Source organism: Bradyrhizobium sp. 1200_D9_N1_1 (assembly GCF_052075915.1).
Classification (GTDB): Bacteria; Pseudomonadota; Alphaproteobacteria; order Rhizobiales; family Xanthobacteraceae; genus Bradyrhizobium; species Bradyrhizobium diazoefficiens.
The window spans coordinates 1780106-1803850 of the sequence record NZ_CP197226.1 but is presented as its reverse complement, the minus strand read 5'-3'; the positions used below and the strand labels follow the sequence as shown (position 1 = coordinate 1803850).

Annotated in this window: 22 protein-coding genes and 2 pseudogenes; 4 read left to right on the top strand and 20 right to left on the bottom strand. The window is 64.7% G+C overall.

The window, feature by feature from the left end:
- Positions 1-82 precede the first annotated feature (82 nt).
- The 12 genes and pseudogenes from AB5K84_RS08740 to AB5K84_RS08685 all read right to left on the bottom strand — a co-directional run bounded on the left by AB5K84_RS08740 (position 83) and on the right by AB5K84_RS08685 (position 13363).
- Positions 83-1635 (bottom strand): annotated as a pseudogene (locus tag AB5K84_RS08740) (FAD-dependent oxidoreductase).
- Positions 1636-1909: 274 nt separating this feature from the next.
- Entirely contained in the window at positions 1910-3082 is a 1173-nt protein-coding gene (locus AB5K84_RS08735; RefSeq protein WP_011090135.1) for a thiolase family protein, read from the bottom strand.
- A 248-nt stretch (positions 3083-3330) separates the two neighbouring features.
- Positions 3331-4920: a phosphoglycerate dehydrogenase gene (gene serA, locus AB5K84_RS08730; protein WP_011090136.1), complete on the bottom strand. Its 1590-nt coding sequence runs from the start codon at positions 4918-4920 to the stop codon at positions 3331-3333.
- A 205-nt stretch (positions 4921-5125) separates the two neighbouring features.
- Positions 5126-6298 (bottom strand): phosphoserine transaminase, encoded by a 1173-nt coding sequence (locus AB5K84_RS08725; protein WP_011090137.1) that lies wholly within the window; start codon positions 6296-6298, stop codon positions 5126-5128.
- A 79-nt stretch (positions 6299-6377) separates the two neighbouring features.
- A complete protein-coding gene (locus AB5K84_RS08720; protein WP_236842134.1) occupies positions 6378-6569 on the bottom strand; it encodes a hypothetical protein in 192 nt (63 codons plus the stop codon).
- A gap of 271 nt (positions 6570-6840) precedes the next feature.
- Positions 6841-7305 (bottom strand): GNAT family N-acetyltransferase, encoded by a 465-nt coding sequence (locus AB5K84_RS08715; RefSeq protein WP_011090138.1) that lies wholly within the window; start codon positions 7303-7305, stop codon positions 6841-6843.
- A 16-nt stretch (positions 7306-7321) separates the two neighbouring features.
- Complete coding sequence (locus AB5K84_RS08710; protein ID WP_011090139.1) at positions 7322-7912, bottom strand: glutathione S-transferase family protein; 591 nt, start codon at positions 7910-7912, stop codon at positions 7322-7324.
- A 75-nt stretch (positions 7913-7987) separates the two neighbouring features.
- Positions 7988-8884 carry an outer membrane protein gene (locus tag AB5K84_RS08705; protein ID WP_011090140.1) on the bottom strand — a complete coding sequence of 299 codons (897 nt, stop codon included), beginning with the start codon at positions 8882-8884 and terminating at the stop codon, positions 7988-7990.
- Between the two features lie 169 nt (positions 8885-9053).
- Positions 9054-9896: an outer membrane protein gene (locus AB5K84_RS08700; protein ID WP_028174704.1), complete on the bottom strand. Its 843-nt coding sequence runs from the start codon at positions 9894-9896 to the stop codon at positions 9054-9056.
- Positions 9897-10124: 228 nt separating this feature from the next.
- Positions 10125-11375 (bottom strand): MFS transporter, encoded by a 1251-nt coding sequence (locus AB5K84_RS08695; RefSeq protein WP_038965428.1) that lies wholly within the window; start codon positions 11373-11375, stop codon positions 10125-10127.
- Positions 11376-11630: 255 nt separating this feature from the next.
- Entirely contained in the window at positions 11631-12974 is a 1344-nt protein-coding gene (glmM, locus tag AB5K84_RS08690) for a phosphoglucosamine mutase (RefSeq protein WP_028174702.1), read from the bottom strand.
- Between the two features lie 221 nt (positions 12975-13195).
- Positions 13196-13363, bottom strand: a complete 168-nt coding sequence (locus tag AB5K84_RS08685) for a hypothetical protein (RefSeq protein WP_165448176.1) — start codon at positions 13361-13363, stop codon at positions 13196-13198.
- Between the two features lie 107 nt (positions 13364-13470).
- Between AB5K84_RS08685 and AB5K84_RS08680 the strand changes: the two genes are divergently transcribed.
- Positions 13471-14607: an alpha-hydroxy acid oxidase gene (locus AB5K84_RS08680; protein ID WP_011090144.1), complete on the top strand. Its 1137-nt coding sequence runs from the start codon at positions 13471-13473 to the stop codon at positions 14605-14607.
- Between the two features lie 328 nt (positions 14608-14935).
- Here the strand turns inward: AB5K84_RS08680 and AB5K84_RS08675 are convergent, their stop codons facing one another.
- The 8 genes and pseudogenes from AB5K84_RS08675 to AB5K84_RS08640 all read right to left on the bottom strand — a co-directional run bounded on the left by AB5K84_RS08675 (position 14936) and on the right by AB5K84_RS08640 (position 22137).
- A complete protein-coding gene (locus AB5K84_RS08675; protein ID WP_370163643.1) occupies positions 14936-15541 on the bottom strand; it encodes a hypothetical protein in 606 nt (201 codons plus the stop codon).
- Between the two features lie 97 nt (positions 15542-15638).
- Positions 15639-16265 carry a hypothetical protein gene (locus tag AB5K84_RS08670; RefSeq protein ID WP_028174699.1) on the bottom strand — a complete coding sequence of 209 codons (627 nt, stop codon included), beginning with the start codon at positions 16263-16265 and terminating at the stop codon, positions 15639-15641.
- A 65-nt stretch (positions 16266-16330) separates the two neighbouring features.
- Complete coding sequence (locus AB5K84_RS08665) at positions 16331-17170, bottom strand: shikimate dehydrogenase (protein ID WP_039187079.1); 840 nt, start codon at positions 17168-17170, stop codon at positions 16331-16333.
- Between the two features lie 130 nt (positions 17171-17300).
- Positions 17301-17674: pseudogene (locus AB5K84_RS08660) on the bottom strand (sodium-independent anion transporter); the annotation flags it as partial.
- A 150-nt stretch (positions 17675-17824) separates the two neighbouring features.
- Positions 17825-19873: an elongation factor G gene (locus AB5K84_RS08655; RefSeq protein ID WP_011090149.1), complete on the bottom strand. Its 2049-nt coding sequence runs from the start codon at positions 19871-19873 to the stop codon at positions 17825-17827.
- 150 nt (positions 19874-20023) lie between these two features.
- Positions 20024-20506, bottom strand: coding sequence for a DUF992 domain-containing protein (locus tag AB5K84_RS08650; protein WP_011090150.1), 483 nt, complete (start codon positions 20504-20506; stop codon positions 20024-20026).
- Between the two features lie 172 nt (positions 20507-20678).
- A complete protein-coding gene (locus AB5K84_RS08645; RefSeq protein WP_441232388.1) occupies positions 20679-21881 on the bottom strand; it encodes a pyridoxal phosphate-dependent aminotransferase in 1203 nt (400 codons plus the stop codon).
- A 67-nt stretch (positions 21882-21948) separates the two neighbouring features.
- On the bottom strand, positions 21949-22137 hold the full coding sequence (locus AB5K84_RS08640) for a hypothetical protein (protein ID WP_038965400.1): 189 nt from the start codon (positions 22135-22137) through the stop codon (positions 21949-21951).
- 364 nt (positions 22138-22501) lie between these two features.
- Here AB5K84_RS08640 and AB5K84_RS08635 point away from each other — a divergent pair, with 364 nt between their 5' ends.
- From AB5K84_RS08635 to AB5K84_RS08625, 3 genes are all read left to right on the top strand, one after another.
- On the top strand, positions 22502-23152 hold the full coding sequence (locus AB5K84_RS08635; RefSeq protein WP_011090153.1) for a glutathione S-transferase family protein: 651 nt from the start codon (positions 22502-22504) through the stop codon (positions 23150-23152).
- 153 nt (positions 23153-23305) lie between these two features.
- Positions 23306-23482, top strand: coding sequence for a hypothetical protein (locus AB5K84_RS08630; RefSeq protein WP_007596747.1), 177 nt, complete (start codon positions 23306-23308; stop codon positions 23480-23482).
- A gap of 84 nt (positions 23483-23566) precedes the next feature.
- Positions 23567-23713, top strand: a complete 147-nt coding sequence (locus tag AB5K84_RS08625) for a hypothetical protein (protein ID WP_179883772.1) — start codon at positions 23567-23569, stop codon at positions 23711-23713.
- The last annotated feature ends 32 nt before the right edge of the window (positions 23714-23745 follow it).

Here is a 23745-nt window from a genome sequence, read left to right as displayed (position 1 = left end):
GGAGGTGGCGCGAGCCCGCGGTTCGACCGATCGAACCAAGCGCGAAGGCTCACGCCGCGCGCACGGTGGCGCTGCGAGGCGCTCAGGGAAATGCTTGCGCCTCCATGGATTGGCCAAACCATCGCGACGCGGCCTGAGCAACCTCCTCATCGTCGGGCGTACCGTCGCAGGCCCACGCGACGAAGCCGTCGGGGCGCACCAACGCTGCACTCAGGCCCAGCCGGTCCTTCGCGTCATCGGCGACATATGTGATCCGGTCGCCCCAGCGGCTTGCAAGCATCCGCAGCGACGCACGGGAGCCGAAGTCCAGCAATAACCCTTTCGCCGTCCTGAGACGTTCTCCGACCGTCGTCCCGTCAGCGAATTCGAAATCGGGAGCACTCCGGCCGACAAGCGGATGGCTGCCCCGAGATCGTAGCGGAGCGAAACGCCGCGCACGCGCTCGGCGAAATAGGTCGCACCGTCCCGCGTCTCGATGAGATCGCGAATGATGGCTTGGAGCGCGCGGGTGCTCGGTGTCGGCCGCATGATCGCGACCTGCGCGCGCGACCAGTCGAGGATTTGCGCGCCCACAGGATGCCGCTCGCGCGAATAGCTGTCGAGGAGATCGGCCGGTGCGCCGCCGCAGATCGTCGCCGCCAGCTTCCAGCCCAGGTTCATCGCATCGCCAAGACCAAGATTGAGGCCCTGGCCGCCCAGCGGCGAATGGATGTGGGCAGCGTCGCCCGCCAGGAGCACACGCCCTCTGCGATACGTGGTTGCCTGATGGGCCCGATCCGTCCAGGTGGCGGCGAGCCGAAGCGCCGTGACGGTGACGTCGGTGCAGGAGACGCGACGCAGGACGCTCTGCACATGCTCGCGTGTGATCGGCTCGGTGCGGTGGAAAGCTCCGCCGTCGAAATCGACCATCGCGATCGTCCCGGGCTGCGCATAGGTATACATGCCGGCGGGCGTGTAGTTGCGGCCCTGGCGAAGCCTGTCCGGATCGGCCAGCTCGACGTCGATGGAATAGCCCGTGAACTCGGGGTCGGTGCCGACGAAGTCAAAGCCACCGATCTTGCGCACCGTGCTGCGGCCACCGTCGCATCCGACAAGTCATCTTGCCCGGAAGGTCTCGCCGGCCGCCTGCACTGTCACGTCTTCGCTCGAGGCGACAACGGCATTCACGGCAAAACCGCGCCGGATCTCGACGCCCATGCTGCGTGCCCGCGCAGCCAGAACGGATTCGAGCGTTGCCATATCGACGGCGAGGTTGGCATCGGCCGACGTCGGCAGACGCCAGGACCACTTCGCCACATCGATGTTGTCCTGATAGAACTGGAGGCCGGCGAAATGACCCGCGGGCCGTCGCGTCTGCTGCATCCAGTGGGCTGCACGCTTGATCGCGTCTGAGGTAAGCTGCTGCGCGGCCACGATCTCTTCCAGCAGGCCACGCCGGTGAAAGGCCTCGAGTGTGGAGATCGAAAGACCGCGCAGGCCAAACGGGAGTTGCTTCAGGGCCGAATGCGAATCTTGCGATTGCTCCAGCACCAGCACCTGGAGACCGGCGAGCTGCAACTCGCACGCGAGAAACAGGCCGACGGGACCGGCACCGGCAATGACGACATCGTATGGAATCGAGGATTGATCGTGCATGAGACGCTCCTGTGGTCGATGTTCGACCGGAGCGTTCCCTGGGCTTGAGAATCACACGGACGAACGATTGGGCGCCTTGGTGGCGTCCGATGTTCGTCGCGGGGATCCCTTGCACAAGGCCAAAGACCAGAGCTTTCGTTACCGAAAGGACTTGGGCTTACCAGACCAAGTCTGCCTTTTCCGACAGGAGACGTATAGTTTCGTGGCGATCGATCTGCAACGAAAAAGGCACGGCGCTTGCGGCGCCGTGCCTTTCACATTCATGTGGCCCGGATCAGCTGTAGATCTCGAACAGGCCGGCGCCGCCCTGGCCGCCGCCGATGCACATCGTCACCACGCCCCACTTCGCCTTGCGGCGCGCGCCTTCCTGGAGCAGATGGCCGGTGAGACGTGCGCCGGTCATGCCGAAGGGATGGCCGATCGCGATCGAGCCGCCATTGACGTTGTACTTGGCGGGATCGATGCCGAGCTGGTCGCGGCAATACAGGCACTGGCTGGCGAAGGCCTCGTTGAGCTCCCACAGATCGATGTCGTCGATCTTGAGGCCGGTGCGCTTGAGCAGCTTCGGGATCGCGAACACCGGACCGATGCCCATCTCGTCGGGCTCGCAGCCGGCGGTCGCCCAGGCGACGAAGCGGCCGAGCGGCTTGAGGCCGCGCTTCTCGGCGTCCTTGGCTTCCATCAGCACGACGGCGGCGGCGCCGTCCGAGAGCTGGCTGGCATTGCCGGCGGTGACGAACTTGCCGGGGCCCTTCACCGGCTCGAGCTTGGCAAGGCCCTCCAACGTGGTCTCGGGCCGGTTGCACTCGTCACGGTCGACGACGTAGTCGACGATGCTCTCCGCCTTGGTCTGCTTGTCGACGACCTTCATCTTGGTCTTCATCGGGACGATCTCGTCCTTGAACTTGTTCGCCTGCTGGGCCGCGGCCATGCGGCGCTGCGATTCCAGCGAGAACTCGTCCTGGTATTCGCGGCTGAGCTTGTAACGCTCGGCGACGATGTCGGCGGTGTCGATCATCGCCATGAAGATGTCGGGCGCGACCTTGAGCAGTTCCGGATCGATCGATTCCTTCGGCGTGCCACCGCCGGGCACCGAGATGCTCTCGACGCCGCCGGCGACGATGCAGTCGGCGCCGTCGGAGCGGATCGAGTTGGCGGCCATCGCGATGGTCTGGAGCCCTGAGGAGCAGAAGCGGTTCACCGAGACGCCGGCGGTGGTCTTCGGCAGGCCGGCGAGCAGAGCGGCCTGGCGGCCGATGTTCGGCGCGCCGTGGGCGCAATTGCCGAGGTAGCAGTCCTCGACATAGTCCTTGTCGACGCCGGCGCGATCGACCGCGTGGCGGATGGCGTGGGCCGCGAGCGACATCGGCGGCGTGATGTTGAACCCGCCGCGGCCGGATTTCGCAAGACCCGTGCGCGCATAGGAAACGATGACGGCTTCACGCATTGTTTTCTCCCTTGTCGAACGATTTTGAACGGAGCGTCCTGGTCGCCATTGGTACACAAAGTTGGAAGGCTGCGGGAGAAATAAAAACGCCGCCCCCGGTGAGGGAGGCGGCGTTGTTCCGCGGGTCGGAATATATGATACGCGTCATTCCGGGGCGGCTCGAAGAGCCGAACCCGGAATCTCGAGATTCTCAGGTGCGCAATTGCGCACAGGAGTTTACTCTTCGCGTGCCCCGGAATGACGGAGTGTCAGAACGTCAGCGCCTTGGCCTGCTTGACCTGCGGCAGCGCCTGCACCTTGGCGAGCACGTCGGCCGGCACCGCGCCGTCGACCTCGACCAGCGCGATGGCGTCGCCGCCCAGCTTGACGCGGCCGAGATGGAAGGTCGCGATGTTGAGCTTGGCGGCGCCAAGCAGGCTCGCGAACGCGCCGATGAAGCCGGGCTTGTCCTCGTTGGTCACGTAGATCATCGACTTGCCGAACTCGGCGTCGACGCGGATGCCCTTGACGTCGACGAGGCGCGGCTTGCCGTCATGATACACGGTGCCGGAGACCGAGCGCTCCTGGCGCTCCGTCGCCACCGTGACGGTGATCAGGCTCTCATAGTCGCTCTGGGCGGCGCGCACGATCTCGTCCACCACCATGCCACGCTCCTTGGCGACCACGGGCGCGGACACCACGTTGACCTCGCCCAGCATCGGCCGCAGCAGGCCCGACAGCACGGCGGAGGTGATCGCCTTGATCTTCATCTCGGCGACATGGCCCTCATAGGTGATCTCGACCTTGAGGATGCCGCTCTCGGTGAGCTGGCCGGCGAACGAGCCGAGCTTCTCGGCGAGCGCGATGAACGGCTTCAGCTTCGGCGCTTCTTCCGCCGTGATCGAGGGGAAGTTGACCGCGTTCGAGATGGCGCCGGTCAGCAGATAGTCCGACATCTGCTCGGCGACCTGGAGCGCGACGTTCTCCTGCGCTTCGGTGGTGGAGGCGCCGAGATGCGGCGTGCAGATCACGTTGGGATGGCCGAACAGCACGTTGGTATTCGCGGGCTCCTCGACGAAGACGTCGAAGGCGGCGCCCGCGATGTGCTTGGAATTCAGCGCATCGACCACCGCCTGCTCGTCGACGAGACCGCCGCGGGCGCAGTTGATCAGGCGCACGCCCTTCTTCATCTTGGCGATCGCGGCAGCATCGATGATGTTCTTGGTCTTCTCGGTCAGCGGGGTGTGCAGCGTGATGAAGTCGGCGCGCTTGAGGAGGTCGTCGAGATCGACCTTCTCGACGCCGATGTCCTTGGCGCGCTCCGGCGACAGGAACGGATCGAACGCGACCACCTTCATGCGCAGGCCGAGCGCGCGGTCCGCGACGATCGAGCCGATATTACCGCAGCCGACCACCCCTAACACCTTGCCGGTGATCTCGACGCCCATGAAGCGGTTCTTCTCCCACTTGCCGGCCTGGGTCGAGGCGTCGGCCTGCGGGATCTCGCGGGCGAGCGCGAGCATCAGGGTGATGGCGTGCTCGGCGGTCGTGATCGAATTGCCGAACGGCGTGTTCATCACGATGATGCCCTTGGCCGTGGCGGCGGGGATCTCGACGTTGTCGACGCCGATGCCGGCGCGGCCGATCACCTTGAGGTTGGTTGCCTTCTCGAGGATCTTGGCGGTCGCCTTGGTCGCGGAGCGGATCGCGAGGCCGTCGTAATTGCCGATGATCTCGGCGAGCTTGTCCTTGTCCTTGCCGAGATTGGGCTGGAAGTCGACCTCGATGCCGCGATCCTTGAAGATCTGCACGGCGGCGGGCGAGAGCGCGTCGGAAATGAGAACTTTGGGTTTGGTCATGGGAATGATCCTCTACCTTCCTCGCAAAGAGGGGCGGCCTTCGGGAGCAGGGTGATGCTGTTTCTTCTCCCTCTCCTCGTTCTTACGGGGAGAGGGTTGGGGTGAGGGGCAGCCACAGGCGAAGGTACTCGCGGAGAGAGCCCCTCACCCGGATTGCTGCGCAATCCGGCCTCTCCCCGTAAGAACGGAGAGAGGCTAAGAAAGCTCACGCCGCCTTGGCGAGCTGCGCCTTGGTCTCGGCGAAGGCCCAGTCGATCCACTGGGTCAGGAGCTCGACGTCCCTGGCCTCGACAGTGGCGCCGCACCAGATGCGCAGGCCGGCCGGTGCATCGCGATAGTAGGCGAAGTCGTAGCCGGCGCCTTCCTTCTCGACCAGCGCGACCAGCTTCTTGGAGAACTCGGCCTGCGCGTCGTCCGAGAGCGCGGTGAGCGCGGGATCGATGAACTTCAGGCACACCGAGGTGTTGGAGCGGATCGAAGCGTCCTTGGCCAGGAAGTCGATCCAGGGCGTCTTCGCCTTCCAGTCGGCCAGCACCTTGGTGTTGGCGTCGGCGCGCGCGATCAGCGCCTTGAGGCCGCCGATCGACTTGGCCCAGTTCAGCGCATCGAGATAGTCCTCGACGCAGAGCATCGACGGCGTGTTGATGGTCTCGCCGACGAAGATGCCTTCGTTGATCTTGCCGCCCTTGGTCATGCGGAAGATCTTCGGCAGCGGCCAGGCCGGCTTGTAGGTCTCGAGCCGCTCCACCGCGCGGGGCGACAGGATCAGCATGCCGTGCGCGGCCTCGCCGCCGAGCGCCTTCTGCCAGGAGAAGGTGACGACGTCGAGCTTGGCCCAGTCGAGGGCCTGCGCGAACGCCGCCGAGGTGGCGTCGCAAATGGTCAGGCCTTCGCGGGTCGCGCTGATCCAGTCGGCGTTCGGGACGCGCACGCCTGACGTGGTGCCGTTCCAGGTGAAGACGACGTCCGACTTCGGATCGACCTTGGAGAGATCGGGGATTTCACCATAAGCCGCATTGAGCTTGGTGACGTCCTTGAGCTTCAATTCCTTGACGATGTCGCTGACCCAGCCTTCGCCGAAGGATTCCCAGGCGAGCGTGGTGACGGGCCGCGCACCAAGCAGCGACCACAGCGCCATCTCGACCGCGCCGGTATCGGAGGCCGGCACGATGCCGATGCGATAATCGGCCGGCACTTCAAGCACTTCGCGCGTCAGATCGATCGCGAGCTTGAGCTTGGTCTTGCCGACCTTCGCGCGATGCGAACGGCCGAGCGCTGCGTCCTTGAGATTTTGGGCATTCCAGCCGGGGCGCTTGGCGCAGGGGCCGGAGGAGAAATGCGGCACGTTGGGCCGCGAAGCGGGCTTCGCTACAGTCATATTCTACCCTTCCAGATAGTAAGCCTCCCGTTGGGGGGAGGTGTCCCGCCGCGGCTGATACGGGAAACGGGAAGAGTCGTCAAGGAAGTTCCGGCACCTCACGCGCGAGTGATGGCGCTTCCGGCGCGATATCGGGGGATTCAACCCTGGCGAGCGCGTTCAGCAAGTCCGTGGCCTCGCTGATCAATTGCGCGGCTTTGCGTCGGCTGCCGACCTTCAAAATGCATTTGTCATTGGCCTGCACAACGTAGTCGTTGCCGACCTTGATCATCGAATAGCTTGTCATCGAAATCCCCGAACCGACCGAGCTCGGTGTCTGACGCTGCCGTAGCACCGTTCGTTCCCGGCTCAACGTGAACGACGGCTGGGTAGTTTACCGGCTCTTAACATGAACGAATGCGCGATCCGAATTCGCTGATTACGCAAGGCGCGCGACCGGAGCCCCATTCCGATACAATCGGAATGGGGCTCTTGATTTTTGTGTTGACGCGTTTTCTTTACGCGAACCGATATCCACTTCGCTCGAAAACGCTCTTACTGCCTCAAAAGCGGACAGTCATGCCGACATGACTCGCTGTGAATCCGAGCCGCTTGTAGAAGCGCTGCGCGTCTACTCGCGTCTGATGCGTCAACAGCTCGACCAGGTTACAGCCACGCGCTTTCGCTTCCGCGATGGCCCATTGCACCAATTGCTCGCCGATGCCGCGGCTGCGACAATCGGCGGCAACGCGCACGTCTTCGAGCAGACCGCGGATGCCGCCTTGCGAGCTGATGCCCGCCAGCACAGCAAGTTGCAGGCAGCCGACCACCCTGCCCTCGCTCTCGGCAACCACCAGCGCGAGATTTGGATCACGCTCGACCCGCGCGAACGCCTCGTAATAGGCGGCAGGCAGCGGCTCCTCCACGCGCTCGCGGCCGCGCCCGAGATGATCGTCGGCGAGCATCGCCACGATCGCAGCGACGTCCTCGCGGCGCGCGCGACGAATGGAGACGGATTTGGCGTTCATACGGAAACTCCAGGACTCAGCGCGCCGGCGGCAGGCCGAGAAAGGTCTCGACTTCGCCGATCCAGCGGCGGACCGCCGCGTAACGACCAAGATCGAAGCCGCCCTCATGCGCGACGCGCGTATAGGCGAGCAGCGAGACGTCGGCGAGCGAAACCGCTTCGCCGGCGAAGAAGCGGCTGCCGGAGAGATGCTGCTCCATGCGGTCGAGCGCCGCATAGCCGCGCTTGACCTTTTCGGGATCGAGCTCGGAGGCGTCCTTGCCGAGATAGACGAGCTGAAAGCGGCACACCGCGATATAGGGCTCGTGGCTGTACTGCTCCCAGAACAGCCATTCGTCCATCTTGGCAGCAGTAAAGGCGTCGCGCGGGATCAGCGCGCTGTCGCGGGCGAGGTAGCGGATGATGGCATTGGACTGCGCCAGCGTGCGGCCGTCGTCGAACGCAACGGTCGGCACCTGGCCGGCGCCGTTCATCGCCAGAAATTGCGGCGTGCGCGTCTCGCCCTTGCGGGTGTCGATGTCGATCCAGTCGTAGGGCAATGCGAGCTTGTCGCAGACCCACTTCACCTTGAGACAATTGCCGGAGTTGGTATCGCCGTAGATCTTCATCGCTGCCGCCCCGCTTCGGAGCGACAGAGCATCAGGACGGAGGGAATCTGTCAACCGCGCTGCGGCGATGCAGCGTCAGAACTTGTAGCCGAGTCCGACGCGCGCATTGTTCAGCGTCACCGAGGTGTTCATGACCGGCGAGAATTTCACGTATTCGTATTCCACGCGCGCGAACAGACCGTCCCAGATGCAGTATTCGACGCCGAGGCCGGCGGTCCAGCCCACCGCGAATGCGTTGGTTCGACGCTGAGTCTGCGACTGAGACTGAGCCGGAACGGCCTGCGGCGCTCCGAAGGTGGTCGTCGTCAACGTGGCGCCGCCGACGACAATCGTATTCGTCACATCCTGACGCAAATCCACGATGCTCGTCACCGAGCGGGACACGTCCATTCGGCCGACCGCAGCGCCCATGAAGGCATACGGCATGAAATCGCCGCCGTCCCAACCCACCCGGCCCCGGAGCGTGATCATGTCCTTGACTTTCGCCGCGGCAGTGCCGGTCAGCGTCACGTCATAATTGTCGGTGACGTTCGCAGCGTGCGCGTCGCCGGGCGGGTTGACGATCGTGAGCGAGTTGGTGCCCGACGTGAGCGTCGAGAGGTTGTTGAAGTAGCTGTAGGTGCCCTCAAGACCGAGAATGGCATCGTACCATTGCCAGTTGCGGCCGACGAAGGCGCCGAAATTTGTGCTCTGCGTGTTGGTCTTGTTCATCAGCGACCAGTTCGCGGTCGGCTGCTGCAGCACGCTGTCGCGGAAAATGAAATTGGTCAGGCCGACGACGCTCTGGCTGAAGTCGGTCGCGTCGGCCGTGTAGCCGCCATTGACGCCGACATAGGCGCCATCCCAACGATGGGACGTCTTGGACAGACCGTCGGTGAAGCCGCCGCGCAGGACGGGCAGATCCGGCATGTCGGCCGCGTGTGCGGCGGATACAGATCCGAACACCGCCGCCACCAACCAAAGCCTACGCATTGCAACGCTCCAAATCGAACTCGAACTTTCGCCATGATCATGGCTCGTTAACCTTAACCAATGGTTGCGCCGGAGCCCTTCGTCGCCGCGAGCAATGAAAAATACGCAAAGCAAAACGGCGCGGGATGATCCCGCGCCGTTAAGAAGTCCTAACCGATGAGGCTGACGATCAGCCCTTGGTGACGAGCGGCGGCGGCACGTAGGCCGGCGGGCTGTTGAGATCCCAGCGCACGCCGAGCTTGAGGTCGTGCGAGGTGAGCTCCTTGAGCTTGATCGAGGTCGGGCCCGAAGCGCTGTTGTCGAACAAGCGGAAGTTGCCGGGCGCCGCGTCGCCGAGGTTCATGTAGCTGTAGGCAAGTTCGACGGTGAACCCGGGATTGACCTTGTAGGCGAGACCGGCGTGAGCGGCCCAGGCGAAGTTCCACTTTCCGCTGTCGGCGAAGTAGGCAACGCTGGCGCTCGGGGTCGGGGTCAGTGCGGCGAGATAGGCAATGCCGTCGTCGCGGAAGCCGCTGATCTTGTTGTAGGAGCCGCCGACACCGGCGCCGATGAACGGGGTGATGCACCACCAGGTGCCGAGATCGACATAGGCGTTGGCCATGACGACCCACTCGGACTTGCTGCCGCTGTAGTTGTCGGAACCGACGAAGCCGGGCCCAATGACGTTGTCCGCACCATGCAGGTTGGCCTTGCCCCGGTACTGGCCGATCACGTCCGCGCGAAACCAGTTGTTGAAGCGATAGCCGACGCCGAGGTCGAACAGCGGGGACGAGTCGAAGCCGAGTCCCTCCGTCGTCTTCGTAAACCCGGGCGCTACGGTGGCCTCGATGCTCTTGGCGCGCTGGTTGGTCATGCCGATGTCACCGCGCAGATACCAGCCGCCGAAGTCGGCGGGCGGAGCCGGCGGCGCGTACATGGGAGGGGGCGCCGCGATCGGCATATCGGCGGCGAACGCCATCGACGAGATCAGGGATGCCGCACCCGCGGCAAGGAGAGACTTAACGCTACGCATTGGCTTCGTCCTTATGGCCGGTGAGGCAAAATGCAGACGCCTCACGTTCTGGAAACTCACGGCCCGGACGATGGCAGCAAATGTTTAAGCGCCACTTAACCCTAATTTTTAAGGTTGATTTTTTCTGACTGTACACGCGGATGCGGCGGAAGCGTTGCAAAAATGCAGCGCCCTTTGTCCTCATTTGCTAACGATGTATGAAGCCGTGTTGCGGCAAAAAAGGATCTGTTAACGCGCGTGCCGCGGCAGTTTCGGCAGGAACACGGCGAGCAGCCCGATCGCCGGGAGGTAAGCGCAGACCTGATAGACGAACTCGATCGAGGTGTGGTCGGCGAGCTTGCCGAGCACGGCCGCGCCGAGGCCTCCGATGCCGAAGGCGACGCCGAAGAACACGCCGGAGATCATGCCGAAGCGGTGCGGCACCAGTTCCTGCGCGAACACGATGATCGACGACGTCGTCGACGAGATGATCAGGCCGATGATGACGCTGAGCACCGCGCTGGCGTGGAGCCCGGCATAAGGCAGCGCCAGCGTGAACGGCAGCGCGCCCAGAATCGAGATCCAGATCACGATCTTGCGCCCGAAGCGATCCCCGAGCGGACCACCGAGAAACGCGCCGACCGCGTTCGCGGCAAGGAAGACGAAGAGATAGATCTGGGCGGCCTGCGTCGACACGCCGAAGCGGTCGATCAGATAGAAGATGTAATAGCTCGACAGGCTCGAGACGTAGAGCTGCTTCGAGAACAGCAGGGCCACGAGCACGAGCAGCGCGACCGCGACGCGGCGCGAGCTCGGCGCGTCAGGATGGGCTTGAACCGCCGCCGTCTTCTTCGCCTTGATCTGCGGCGCGTACCAGCGGCCGATGCGCCAGAGAACGACGATGGCAAGGAACGCGATCGAGGAGAACCAGGCGATGCTGCCCTGCCCGAACGGCACCACGATCAGCGCCGCCAGCACCGGGCCCATCGACGTGCCGAAGCTGCCGCCGAGCTGGAACACCGATTGCGCGAAGCCGTAGCGGCCGCCGGAGGCGAGCCGCGCGATGCGCGCGGATTCCGGATGAAACACCGCCGAGCCGAGACCGACCAGCGCAGCGGCGACGAGGATGACGAGATATTGGTGCGCGGCGCTGAGCAGCAAGAGACCGAAGAAGGTCGAAGCCATGCCGATCGCCAGCGAATAAGGCTGCGCCTTCTTGTCGGTGTAGTGCCCGACCACCGGCTGAAGCAGCGAGGCCGTGAACTGGAAGGCCAGCGTGATCATGCCGATCTGCGCGAAGTCGAGCGCGTAGGTGTCCTTCAGGATCGGGTACACCGAGGCGATCAGCGACTGCATGGTGTCGTTGAGGAAGTGCGAGAAGCTGATGCCGGCGAGCACGACATAGGCCGGCCCCGCAGCCCTGGCGGCAGCGGGCGCCACGTCGCTGACGACGACGGGCTCGGTCAGCGTTTCCGCAGGTACGACGACAGGCTTGTTCAACGGATCAATCCCGGCAGGCGCGGCGAACCGCCGCATCCGCTAGTTACGATGCAAGCGGCGATGGAACCACCGCCAAACGTCGATGGCTGGGATGCGCTTCGCGGCCGGTTTCACCGCGATGCAGCGCGGCCTGCATGGTTCGAGACGCCCGCTTTGGGCGGGCTCCTCACCATGAGGGTTTCAGATTTCGCCGAGAAACAAGACCTCATCCTGAGGGCCCGCCAAAGGCGGGCGTCTCGAAGGATGGCTGCGAGCTCAGGCCGCCGCCTGTCCGAGCGCCGAGACGATGGTGTCGACGACGTCCTCGACCAGGATGCGGTCCTCGCCTTCGCCCATGACGCGGATCACGGGTTCGGTGCCGGAGGAGCGGATCAGCAGGCGGCCATGGCCGTTGAGGCGCTTCTCGCCGTCGGAGATCGCCGATTTGACGTCGGAATCGTCGAGCGGCTTGCCGCCTTTGTGCCGGACGTTCTTGAGGATCTGCGGCAGCGGATCGAAGCGGTGGCAGACTTCCGACACCGGCCGGCGCGACTTCTGCACCACGGCCAGCACCTGCAAGGCGGCAACGAAGCCGTCGCCGGTGGTGGCGTAGTCGGACAGGATGATATGGCCGGACTGCTCGCCACCGAGATTGTAGCCGCCGCTCAGCATCTGCTCGAGCACGTAGCGGTCGCCGACCGGCGTGCGCACGAGATCGAGCCCCTGCCCTTTCAGGAAGCGCTCGAGCCCGAGATTGGACATCACGGTGGCGACGATGCCCGGCCGCGACAGCCGGCCGTCTTCCTTCCAGCTCTGCGCGATCACCGCGAGCAGCTGGTCGCCGTCGACGACATGGCCGCGCTCGTCGACCAGGATGACGCGATCGGCGTCACCGTCCAGCGCAATGCCGATGTCGGCGCGCATCTCGCGCACCTTCTTCGACAGCGCTTCCGGCGAAGTCGAGCCGCAATCCTTGTTGATGTTGAAGCCATCGGGCTCGACGCCGATCGGCACCACGTCGGCGCCCAGCTCCCACAGCGCTTCCGGCACCACCTTGTAGGCGGCGCCGTTGGCGCAATCGACGACGACGCGCAGCCCGTCGAGTGACAGATCGCGCGGCAGCGTGCGCTTGGCGAATTCGATGTAGCGGTCATGCACGCCGTCGATACGGCGGGCGCGGCCGAGGCTCGCGCTCTGCGCCAGCCGCTTGTCGATGGGCTCGTCGAGCAGCTGCTCGATCTGCTTCTCGACGTCGTCGGAGAGCTTGAAGCCCTGCGGACCGAACAGCTTGATGCCGTTGTCCTCGAACAAATTGTGCGAGGCCGAGATCATCACGCCGAGATCGGCGCGCATCGACTTGGTCAGCATCGCAACCGCCGGCGTCGGCATCGGGCCGACCAGCAGCACGTCCATGCCGACCGAGGTGAAGCCGGCGACCATCGCATATTCGATCATGTAGCCGGACAGGCGGGTGTCCTTGCCGATCACGACCCGATGGCGGTGGTCACCGCGCTGAAACGCAAGGCCCGCGGCCTGGCCGACCTTGAGCGCGAGCTCCGGCGTGATCAGTCCGTTGGCGCGGCCCCTAATCCCGTCCGTCCCGAAATATTTGCGGCTCATATCGTCCCCCACGCAACAACCAGGGAATCCCCTCTACAACCACGGAGTGCCCGAACGGGCCCCGCATCCCTGATTTGCTCAGGTCTTATAAGGCCATCACGGCTAACTTGGCTTCAAAAAATGTGATTAATCATTACGGAATAGGGGCCGCCTTCGCCCCGCTAACTAATTGTTAACACTATATTTCCCGTTAGGGAACCGAAATGGGGCGGAACCCGCCCCTATTTGGAGCGCTTCACATGGCCGTCGCCGCGGCTCGGCGCCGGCTGGGTGACGTTGACGGGATCCGAGCCCGGGAAGGTCTCTTCGAGGCCCTCTTCCAGGGCGTCCTCGAGATCCTTTTTCTCCTTGATCTCTTCCGGTGTCGGTGCGGCGTGCGGTCTCGTCATGGCACCCTCCTCTCAAACGATTTGGCTGTGCATCCAACCATGCTAGATGACCCCTCGATCTTCCGATGCAAGACTTTCGGATACGAGACGGGCCCGGGGACACGTTCATGAAGCACATCACCTGTATCGACGATCTTCGCGCGCTGCATAAGCGCCGCGTGCCGAAGGCGTTCTTCGATTATTGCGACCGCGGCTCCTATGCCGAGGAAACGCTGCGCGCCAACCGCGAGGACATGCAGGCGATCAAGTTCCGCCAGCGCATCCTGGTCGACGTCTCCAAGCGCGACACCTCGACCACGATCCTCGGCGAGACCTCGACCATGCCGCTGGTGCTCGCGCCCGTGGGCCTGCTGGGCATGCAGCATGGCGACGGCGAGATCCACGCCTGCCGCGCCGCACAGGCCGCCGGCATCCCGTTCACGCAGTCGACGATGTCGATCTGCTCGATCGAGGACATCGCCGCCAGTGTCGAGAAGCCGTTCTGGTTCCAGCTCTACGTGATGAAGGACCGCGGCTTCATCAAGGCGCTGATCGAACGCGCGATCGCGGCGAAATGCTCGGCGCTGGTGCTGACCGTCGATCTCCAGGTGATCGGCCAGCGCCACCAGGACATCAAGAACGGCATGACCGTGCCGCCGGAATGGTCGCTCTCGAAGCTGATCGATTTCGCCACCAAGCCGGCCTGGGTGTCGGGTGTGTTGCAGGGCAAGCGCCGCACCTTCGGCAATCTCGCCGGCCACCTGAAGGTCAGCGACGACATCACGTCGCTGTCGACCTGGATCAACTCGCAGTTCGACACCTCGCTGAACTGGAACGACATCGATTGGATCCGCAGCATCTGGCCGGGCAAGCTGGTCCTGAAGGGCATTCTCGACGTCGAGGACGCCGAGCTCGCCGCGAAGACCGGCGCGCAGGCGATCGTGGTCTCCAACCATGGCGGCCGGCAGCTCGACGGCGCACCGTCCTCGATCGAGGTGCTGCCCGAGATCGTCGATGCCGTCGGTGACAGGATGGAGATCATGTTCGACGGCGGCATCCGCTCCGGCCAGGACGTGATGCGCGCGCTCGCGCTCGGCGCAAAGTCCTGCATGATCGGCCGCGCCTATGCCTATGGCTTAGGGGCCGGCGGCCAGGCCGGCGTCGCCAAGGCGATCGACATCATCCAGAAGGAACTGCTGACGACCATGGGCCTGTGCGGCGTCAACAGGATCGAGGAGATCGACGATCACATCATCGCGGTGTGACCGCAGCGTCGGTGCCGTAGGGTGGGCAAAGCGAAAGCGTGCCCACCATCCTGCAGGTCTGCGGATCGATGGTGGGCACGGCGCAGGCACACCTTTGCCCACCCTACGATTCCGAGGCGCTCGAAAGCCTCCACAATCTCGGCTGTCGTCCCGGCGCAGGCCGGGATCCATAACCACAGGCAGGCGCGGTTACGGGGACTCGGAGTGACCTGCTTCGCGCAACAACTTCATCTTGTGGTTATGGATCCCGGATCTGCGCGCGCCTAAGGGCGTGCTTGTCCGGGACGACGGAATTTGTGGCAGTAGTCGCGCCTCATATCTTGCACCCTCACATCGGCGGCGTGATCCCGTCCCTGCCGACGTTGACGCGGTTGGCTTCCAGCGAGCCGTCCTCCTTCTTCGCCGCGCCGAAGATGATCAGCTTGGCGCCCGGCTTGATCTCGGACCTGTCGCTGGCGACGAAGCTGACGATCGGGGTATCCGGCGACACCACGACTTTCTTCTCGCCGTCCTTGTATTTCACCGTGATGTTCTGACCGTCGGTGCCCTTCACGGTCTGCGTCACGGTGGCGTTGGTCATGGTCGAGTTGGCGCGCGCGTCCCAGGGCCGAAAACCTTCGGCCGCGCCGCGCTGGTTCTCCGGGAAGATATGCACCGCGATCGCCCTCTGGGTGCCGTCGGGCTCGGGCATAGCGGTGACGCCGATATAGGAGCCTTCCTTGATCTCCGACAGCTCCGTCTTCACCACGGCGAAGACCGCGACGTTGTCGGTCATGCGCACATTCACGTCGCTGCCTTCGCGCGTCTTGATGTCGAGCATGTTGCCGTCGACGTTCGCGATGGTGCCGCGGATACGCACCGTCGGCGCCTGCTGCGCCGAGACAGAGGAAACAGCGATAAAGGTCGCGAAGGCTGCCGCGACGGCGCGCGGCATCCAGGTGTTCGGCTTCGGCATGATTATCCCCTCCAGGGAGTTGCGACGGTCAAACACGGCAACCCCGTGTGACCGCCGCTATTCCCGGCCGTGACGATCACATCGGCGGCGTGAGGCCGTCGCGCCCGACGTTGACGCGGTTGGTCTCGAACGAGCCGTCCGGCAACTGCTTCATGAAGGCGATCACCTTGGCGCCGGCCTTCAGGTCGGTCTTGTCGCCGGGCACGAAGGTCACCACCGGCGTGTTGTCGGGGACGAACACCTTCTTCTCGCCGTCCTTGTACTTGACCAGCAGCGTATGGCCGTCACTGCCGACCACGCTCTCCGACACCGTGGCGTTGGTCATGCTCGAGTTGGGCTTGAGGTCATAGGGGCGCGAGCCTTCGCCGGTGCCGCGCATGCTCTCCGGAAACACATGCACCTCGACGGCGTTGTCGCCGCCGTCAGGCCCCGGCACCGTGGTGGCGCCGACGAAGGAGCCGGGCTTGATGTCGGCGAGTGAAATTTTGGTAATGCCGGACACGCGCACATCGGATGCGATGTGGAGCTTGACGTCCTCGCCGCTGCGCGACTTGACCTGCAGGATGTCGCCGTTGACGCTCTCGATCGTGCCGCGCACGCGCGTCGGCACCGGCGCCCTCTGCGCGAAGGCATAGAGGGTGGAAGCGGCCACCATCGCGACGGCGATGAGCGGACGTGTGAAAGTTGCACGTTGAACAGGCATGATTGTCTCCGATTGTCCCACTGGGATAGAACTCCGGAGGTGGTGCGCTATTCGCCGTTACCCTCTCAAGACTTTGTGAGATCGGCCTCGACCAATGCGCGCAGCTCGTCCGTGACCCGCGGCCGCCGGCCGAACCACAGCTCGAAGCCGCGCACGGCCTGGTGCAGCAGCATGCCGAGACCGTCGGCGGTCCTGAGGCCGCGTGCCTTTGCTGCGGCGAGCAGCGGCGTCACCAGGGGGACATAGACGAGATCGGCGACGACGGCCGCCTGCGGCAGGCGTGCAACATCAACATCGAGTGAAGGCTGACCGCGCATGCCGAGCGAGGTCGTGTTCACGAGAAGTTTTGCACGCGGCAGCACGTCGTCGATCCCGTCCCACGTAACGGGCTGCACGTTCGGCCCGAACTGCTTCGCCAGCGTCTCGGCCCGCGCGATGGTGCGATTGGCGAGATGGATGCGTTTGATGCCGCGCTCGCGCAGGCCGAACACGACCGCGCGCGCGGAGCCGCCGGCCCCGAGCACCAGCGCCTCCTCGGCCGTGTCCCAGCCGGGCGCGCTGGCATCGAGATTGTTGATGAAGCCCTCGACGTCGGTGTTGGTCGAGCGCAGCTCGCCGTCCTCGAACCACAGCGTGTTGGCGGCGCCGACGGCCTTGGCGCGCGCATCTGGCGTCGACAGCGCCAGCACGCCCTCCTTGTGCGGGATGGTGACGTTGGCGCCGACGAAGCCGCGCAGCGACAGCCGCAGCACGAAATCGCGGAGATCCTCGGGCGGGACGGCCTCGATGACATAGCCGCCGGCGATACCGAGCGTGCGCAGCCAATAATGATGGATCAGCGGCGAGCGCGAATGCGCGGCGGGCCATCCGATCAAACAGGCTGCGGGAGCCTTGGTCACGGTCATCTTCTCCCCGGATCGTATCGGAGGCGATCCATTTCGCGTCCCGCGGGCTCTGTCAAGCGCGCGGGCACGATTCCCGCACAGCGCTTCCGCAAGGCCGTGATGCGGCGCCGGCTTGAGAAGGTGCGCGCCGTCAGGTCGCGGCCATATCATCGGCCGCGGACAGAGCCGCGCCGCCCTTGATGTCGGCGACCGCGCGCGCGATGGTCACGCGATAGCGCGCACGGGGCGGGACGCCATATGGGTGAGCAGCGCGCGGCGGACGGCGGGCGAGGCGCCGGTGATGAACAGCCGGATGCCCCGGCGGTGGGCCTTGGCGGCGACGCGGCCGAGCACGTTGGCCGCCGTCGAATCCAGGAACGGCACCGCGGCGAAATCGACCACCATGCCCTTGCGCTTGTCGGCGATGCCGTCGAGCACGCTTCCGATCGCGGAGGCGGCGCCGAAGAAAAACGCGCCGGTGATGCGATAGACCAGCACGTCGCGATCGACCAGACAGTCTGGATTGCTTCGCTGCGCTCGCAATGACGGAGAGGAGGAGGCTGCGTGAGTCCAACTTTCGCCGCACGCGTGGATACAGCCCCTCACACCCTCTCCCCGTAAGAACGGGGAGAGGGTGTGAGAGAGCGTGCTTCCCTCACTGCGCGAGAGACAGACTCACGCCGCGTGCTGATGCGCGGCGATGATCTGGTCGGCGGCGCGGCCCGTGACTTCGGCCATGTGGTCGAACGTACGGGTGAAGCTGCCGGCGCCGGCCGTGGCCGAGCGCAGCTCGACGATCAGCTCGCCGATCTCGGCTTCCGGCATCATGGCGCGGACGCAGTCCCAGCCGCTCCAGCCGTCGCGGGTGTCGAAGCCGAGGATCTGGCCGCGCCGCGCCGACAGGATCGCGTTGATCTTGGCGGTGGCATCCGTCGGGCAGACGATCTCGACCACGTGGATCGGCTCCAGCAATACCGGCTGGCATTGCGGCAGGCCTTCATTAAGTCCGACCCGCGCGGCGGTGCGGAAGGCGAGATCGGAGGAATCGACGCTGTGATAGGAGCCATCGGTCAGCGTCACCTGCACGTCGGTGACGGGGAAACCGAGCGGACCGCGCGTGAGCCCGTCGACGACACCTTCTTCCACCGCCGGGATGTAGTTGCGCGGCACCGCGCCGCCCACCACCTTCTCGGCGAATTTGAAGCCGTCGCCGCGCGGCAGCGGCTTGATGTCGAGCACGACATCGCCGAACTGGCCGTGGCCGCCGGACTGCTTCTTGTGACGGCCGCGCTGGGTGATCGGCTTGCGGATGGTTTCCTGATAGCCGATCGCGGGCGGTTGCGAGGTGACCTTGACGCCGAAGCGATCGCGCAGGCGTTCGCTGGCGACGCGCAGATGCATCTCGCCCTGGCCCCACAGCACGGTGTCGTGGGTCTTTGCGTTCTGCACGACCATGAGCGAGGGATCCTCCTCATGCAGCCGCGTCAGCGCCTGGCCGAGCTTGACGTCGTCCTTGCGGTCGGTGGCCGCAACCGAGATCGCAAGCACTGCCGATGTCGGTTCTGCCGTGACCAGCGCCGCCGGCTGGGTCTTGCCGCTCGAGACCATGTCGCCGGTCTTGACCGGATCGAGCTTGGCGAGCGCGACCGTGTCGCCGGCTTCCGCCGCGGCACGCTTGGTGTCGTAGGCACCGTTGACGGCGAGGATGCCGGAGATGCGCCCCGCGCCGCCGGAGGAGGATTGCAGCGTGGCACCGTCGTCGAGATGGCCGGCGAGCAGCCGCGTCAGCGACAGCTTTCCGCCATGCTGCGAATGCAGCGTCTTGAAGACGTAGCCAAGCGCGTCCTTGCTCTCCGGTGCGCCGAGACGCTTTGCAGTCTCCGCAACACCCGGCGCCTCGTGGCGCAGCGCCTTCATCAGGCGCAGCACGCCGTTTTCGCGCGCCGCGGCGCCGAGCAGCACCGGGCAGATCAGCCCTTCGCGCAATTCGCGGGCGAGATCGTCGAACACGGCATCGCGCGGCGGCTGGATGTCTTCGAGCAGTTGTTCCATCAGCGCATCGTCGTGGTCGGCGAGCTTCTCCAGCATCGAGAAGCGGGCCTCCTTCTCGCGGTCGCGATCGCCGCCTGCGAGCGCGATGACCTCGGAGGCCTTGTGCTCGCGATAGATGAAAGCGCGCTCCAGCGCGAGATCGACGAAGCCCTCGATCAACTCGTCCTTCCAGATCGGGATCTGGCGCAGCACCAGCGGCACGCGCGAGGCGGGTTGGAGCGTTGCGAGCGTCTCGCGGATGCGCTTGTTGGCGCGGTCGATCTTGTTGAGGAACAGGAAACGCGGAATCTTCAGCTCCTCCAGCTCGCGCAGGATGATCTGAAGCTGGGGCAGCTTCTTCTCGTCGGCTTCGCAGACTACGACCGCGGCATCGACCGCGGGCAACGCGGCGCGCATGTCGTGGGCGAATTCGACGGAACCGGGACAGTCGAGGAAGGTGTAGCTGTCGCCCATGAAACTCGTGGTGGCGGCAGTGAGGCCGACGGTCATCTTGTGATGACGGGCCTCGGGCGTGGCGTCGCCGACGGAAGTTCCGGCATCTACGCTGCCGGCACGCGGGATTGCGCCCGTTCGTGCCAATATCGCTTCAAGAAGTGTGGTTTTACCGCTTTGGAATGGGCCCACCAGCGCAATGCACCGTGGACCTCGGGGACTTCTGACGTCTTGTCCCATTCGCCGCCTCCTTGGTGTGGAGCTCGGCCCATGATTGGGTCGGCAAACGCGGATGCTCTGCCCGTCCCCGAGATTTGGCAAGCGTCAAACGTCGCTGCGGTGCGTCCTTGTGATCGCGCCGGTGGAACGGCGCGATCACACGCATAATTGTTAACGGCCGGGCCGGAGTTCCAGGCTTTCGAGGCCGGCGGCGACGTTGAGTCCGACCTGGCCCTGCACGCTGAGCGGCTGGAGCGCGATCGAATTGTTGGAGCCGCCGACCAGCGCATTGCCACCGATACCGACGCCGACCGAAGCGCTACCCTGCGCGCCGGCATAATTGCCCGAGAGATCGCCGGGGCCGAGCCGGTCGACCGGCGCGAACACGCCCCAGGCCAGCGTCGTCTCCTGGGTGATGCCGATGTCGAGACCGACTTTGCGGATGGTCGCGACATAGCGATCCTCCGGCAAACCGTCGGCACGCAGGACGCAGCCGAGATTGGTCAGCGATCCCACGATGAAGCCAACGCTGGCACCGCCGCGGCATTCGAGCACGCCAACCCGGACCATCCGCTGCTGCTGAGCGTCGCTGTTTGCGACGGAGGCAACGAGGCTGGCGGCAGTGAGCCCGGCGAAGATGAACGTACGGCGCATGAATGTCTCCGGCGATGAATGTGATGCGAGCAGAGAGTCGCGCCTGCAAGCGAGGCGCGACGTTCTATGCCACAAGAGTCGTAGTGGTGCCAGATCACGCGTGACGATAAGCGTGCAAACAATAAAAAGGCCCGCCAGAGGCGGGCCTTTTCGATAGGTATTTGCGACAGGCTCAGCGGAGATTGCCGCAGAAGCGCTGGATGCGCTTGCAGGCGTCTTCGAGGTCCGAGGTCTTGGTCGCGTAGGAGATGCGGAACGCCGGGCCGAGGCCGAAGGCCGAACCCTGCACTACGGCGACGCCTTCGGTCTCCAGCAGCTCGGTGACGAACTGCTCGTCGTTGGAGATCACGTTGCCCGACGGCGCTTTCTTGCCGATCGTGCCGGCGCAGGACGGATAGACGTAGAACGCACCCTGGGGGCGCGGGCACTCGATCCCGTTCGCTTGGTTGAGCATGGAGACGACGAGGTCGCGGCGCTCCTTGAACACCTTGTTGTTGGCGGGGATGAAGTCCTGCGGACCGTTCAGCGCCTCCACCGAGGCCCACTGCGCGATCGAGCACGGGTTCGAGGTCGACTGCGACTGGATGGTCGCCATCGCCTTGATGAGCTGGGCAGGGCCGCCGGCATAGCCGATGCGCCAGCCGGTCATGCAATAGGCCTTCGACACGCCGTTCACGGTGAGCGTGCGGTCGTAGAGGCTGGGCTCGACCTGCGCGACCGTGGTGAACTGGAAGTCGTCATAGACGAGGTGCTCGTACATGTCGTCGGTCATCACCCACACATGCGGATGCTTGACCAGCACGTCGGTGAGCGCCTTCAGCTCGGCCCTGGTGTAGGCAGCGCCGGTCGGGTTCGACGGCGAGCACAGGATCACCCATTTGGTCTTCGGCGTGATCGCGCGCTCGAGCGCTTCGGCCCCGAGCTTGAAGCCGGTCGCCGCGGTGCAGACCACCGGCACCGGCTCGCCGCCGGCGAGCGCCACCATCTCGGGATAGCTGACCCAGTACGGCGCCGGGATGATCACCTCGTCGCCAGGATTGATGGTCGCCATCAGCGCGTTGTAGAGCACCTGCTTGCCGCCGGTGCCGACGATGACCTGGTTCGGCTTGTAGACGACGCCGTTCTCGCGCTGAAACTTCGCGATGATGGCTTCCTTCAGCTCGGGGATGCCGTCGACCGCGGTGTACTTGGTCTTGCCGGCTTCGATGGCGTGGATCGCCGCCAGCTTGATGTTGGCGGGCGTGTCGAAGTCGGGCTCGCCGGCACCTAAGCCGATGACGTTGCGGCCCGCCGCTTTCAGCGCGCGTGCTTTATCCGTGACCGCGATGGTCGCGGACGGCTTCACACGGTCGAGCGCAGCGGCAAGGAAGGACATCGTCATCTCCTGACAAGCGTCGTGACCCATGGGTCGTCACGACTCTGATTGTGGGAATGAAGCCACCCTAAAACGTGTGCCGCTGCGCCGCAAGAAACTTCGGCCCGATCTCGAAAAAGTTTACGGATTCCGGCGTTTCGAGGCGGGATTTCCCGCAATATTCCGTAACTTTGCCGTCCGAATCCCTCATATCCGGCAAGGCCTGTCCTCGGAGCAATTTTGCGTGTTTGCCGTCGCCAAACCAGACCGTCGTCATGCCCAGGCTTAGCCGTCCGAAGGACGGCGTCGCTTTCGCTCGCCTATGTCCCGGGCATCCACGTTCTTTCTGCCGTGCGGCGAGGCGTGGATGGCCGGGACAAGCCCGGCCATCACGATGTGGAAGCATGGTGCCCTGAACCGATCGCCCCTCTCGCGGAGCAACGCATCCGCACGTTGACGCAAGCGTGATCTGATTTGCATCGTCGCGTGGAAATGATCTTCCGTGGCGTTGCAGTGCGGTAGGGTTTTCGAGTTTTTCTATTGGCTGGCTCTTGCGGCGGATTCGCATCGGCATCATTGTTTAGCCGCGTTGCGGGGCAACAAGCGCCGCGCCTTCCCGTCCTCGGTTTAGAACTCCCAGAATGTACAAGCTCTATTCGATGCAACGCTCCGGCAACAGCTACAAGGTCCGCCTTGCGCTGGCGCTGTTGAACTTGCCTTACGAAGCGGTCGAGGTGGACATTCTGCGCGGCGAGAGCCGGACGCCGGACTTTCTGTCCAAGAACCCGTCAGGCCAGGTGCCGCTTCTCGAGGTCGACGGCAACCGTTATCTCGCCGAGTCCAACGCCATCCTCTGGTACGTCGCCGTCGGCACGCCGCTCGCGCCGGAGAACCGCATCGATCGCGCCGAGGCGCTGCAATGGATGTTCTTCGAGCAGCACGCGCTCGAGCCGAACATCGGCGCCGCCTATTTCTGGCTGTCGCTGGTCAAGGGCGGCCGCGACCTCCAGACCCATTCGCTGGAGGACTGGATGGAACGCGGCTATGGCGCGCTCCAGGTGATGGAGAACCATCTCAAGACCAACGCCTATTTTGCCGCGCGCCAGCTCACGGTCGCCGACATCGCGCTGTACGGCTACACCCATCTCGCCGACCGCTGCGATTTCGACCTTTCGACCTTCCCGGCGATCCGGGACTGGCTGAAGCGCGTCGAGGCCGCGCCCGGCTTCGTCGCGATGGACTGGCGGCCGGCCGACATCGACGACCCCGCCAGCATCGCCGCCAGCGCCTGATGGCGCGGGCCTGGGCGAATAGCGGGCATAAGCGTCGTCTTTGCCGCAATCCCGCCATTTTCGTTGCGGCAGCCGCCGCAATATTGCCGGTTGAAACTGGGAAATTCTGGAAAGTCGCGGGTGATTCGCTCGCACGTTGAAGGATTTAGACCTATGATTCGGGCGTCCGGCACGGCAGGCTTTCAGGGCCAACCCGCTACCGTTTCGTCTTCCCGGCTGACCAACGCGGTCGCGGCCTCGCTCGCCGTCGCCGCGCTCTCGCTGTGCCTGATCGTCACCCTGACGGTGCTGTCGACCAAGGCGACCATGGCGATGGGCCTGCCGGTCTGATTCCCGTTTCATCCTGACCAGCCTTCAGGGCGCCGCGTGACCCGCGCCGACCGGCATCGCGACAGGACGTCGATGAAGTCACCTGTGGTAGTCGTTGCAATCACCCTGACTGCGGCCATCCTGGTCGCGGCCTCGCTGTTGATTTTCACCGGCATGCGCAAGAGCTCGGGCACCTCGACGCTGAATGCGCCCGCGTCGCTGCAACGCGTCAGGCACGCGCACTTGGTCTAAAATCATCCGAAAGCTTTGCGCGCCGCCGCAAG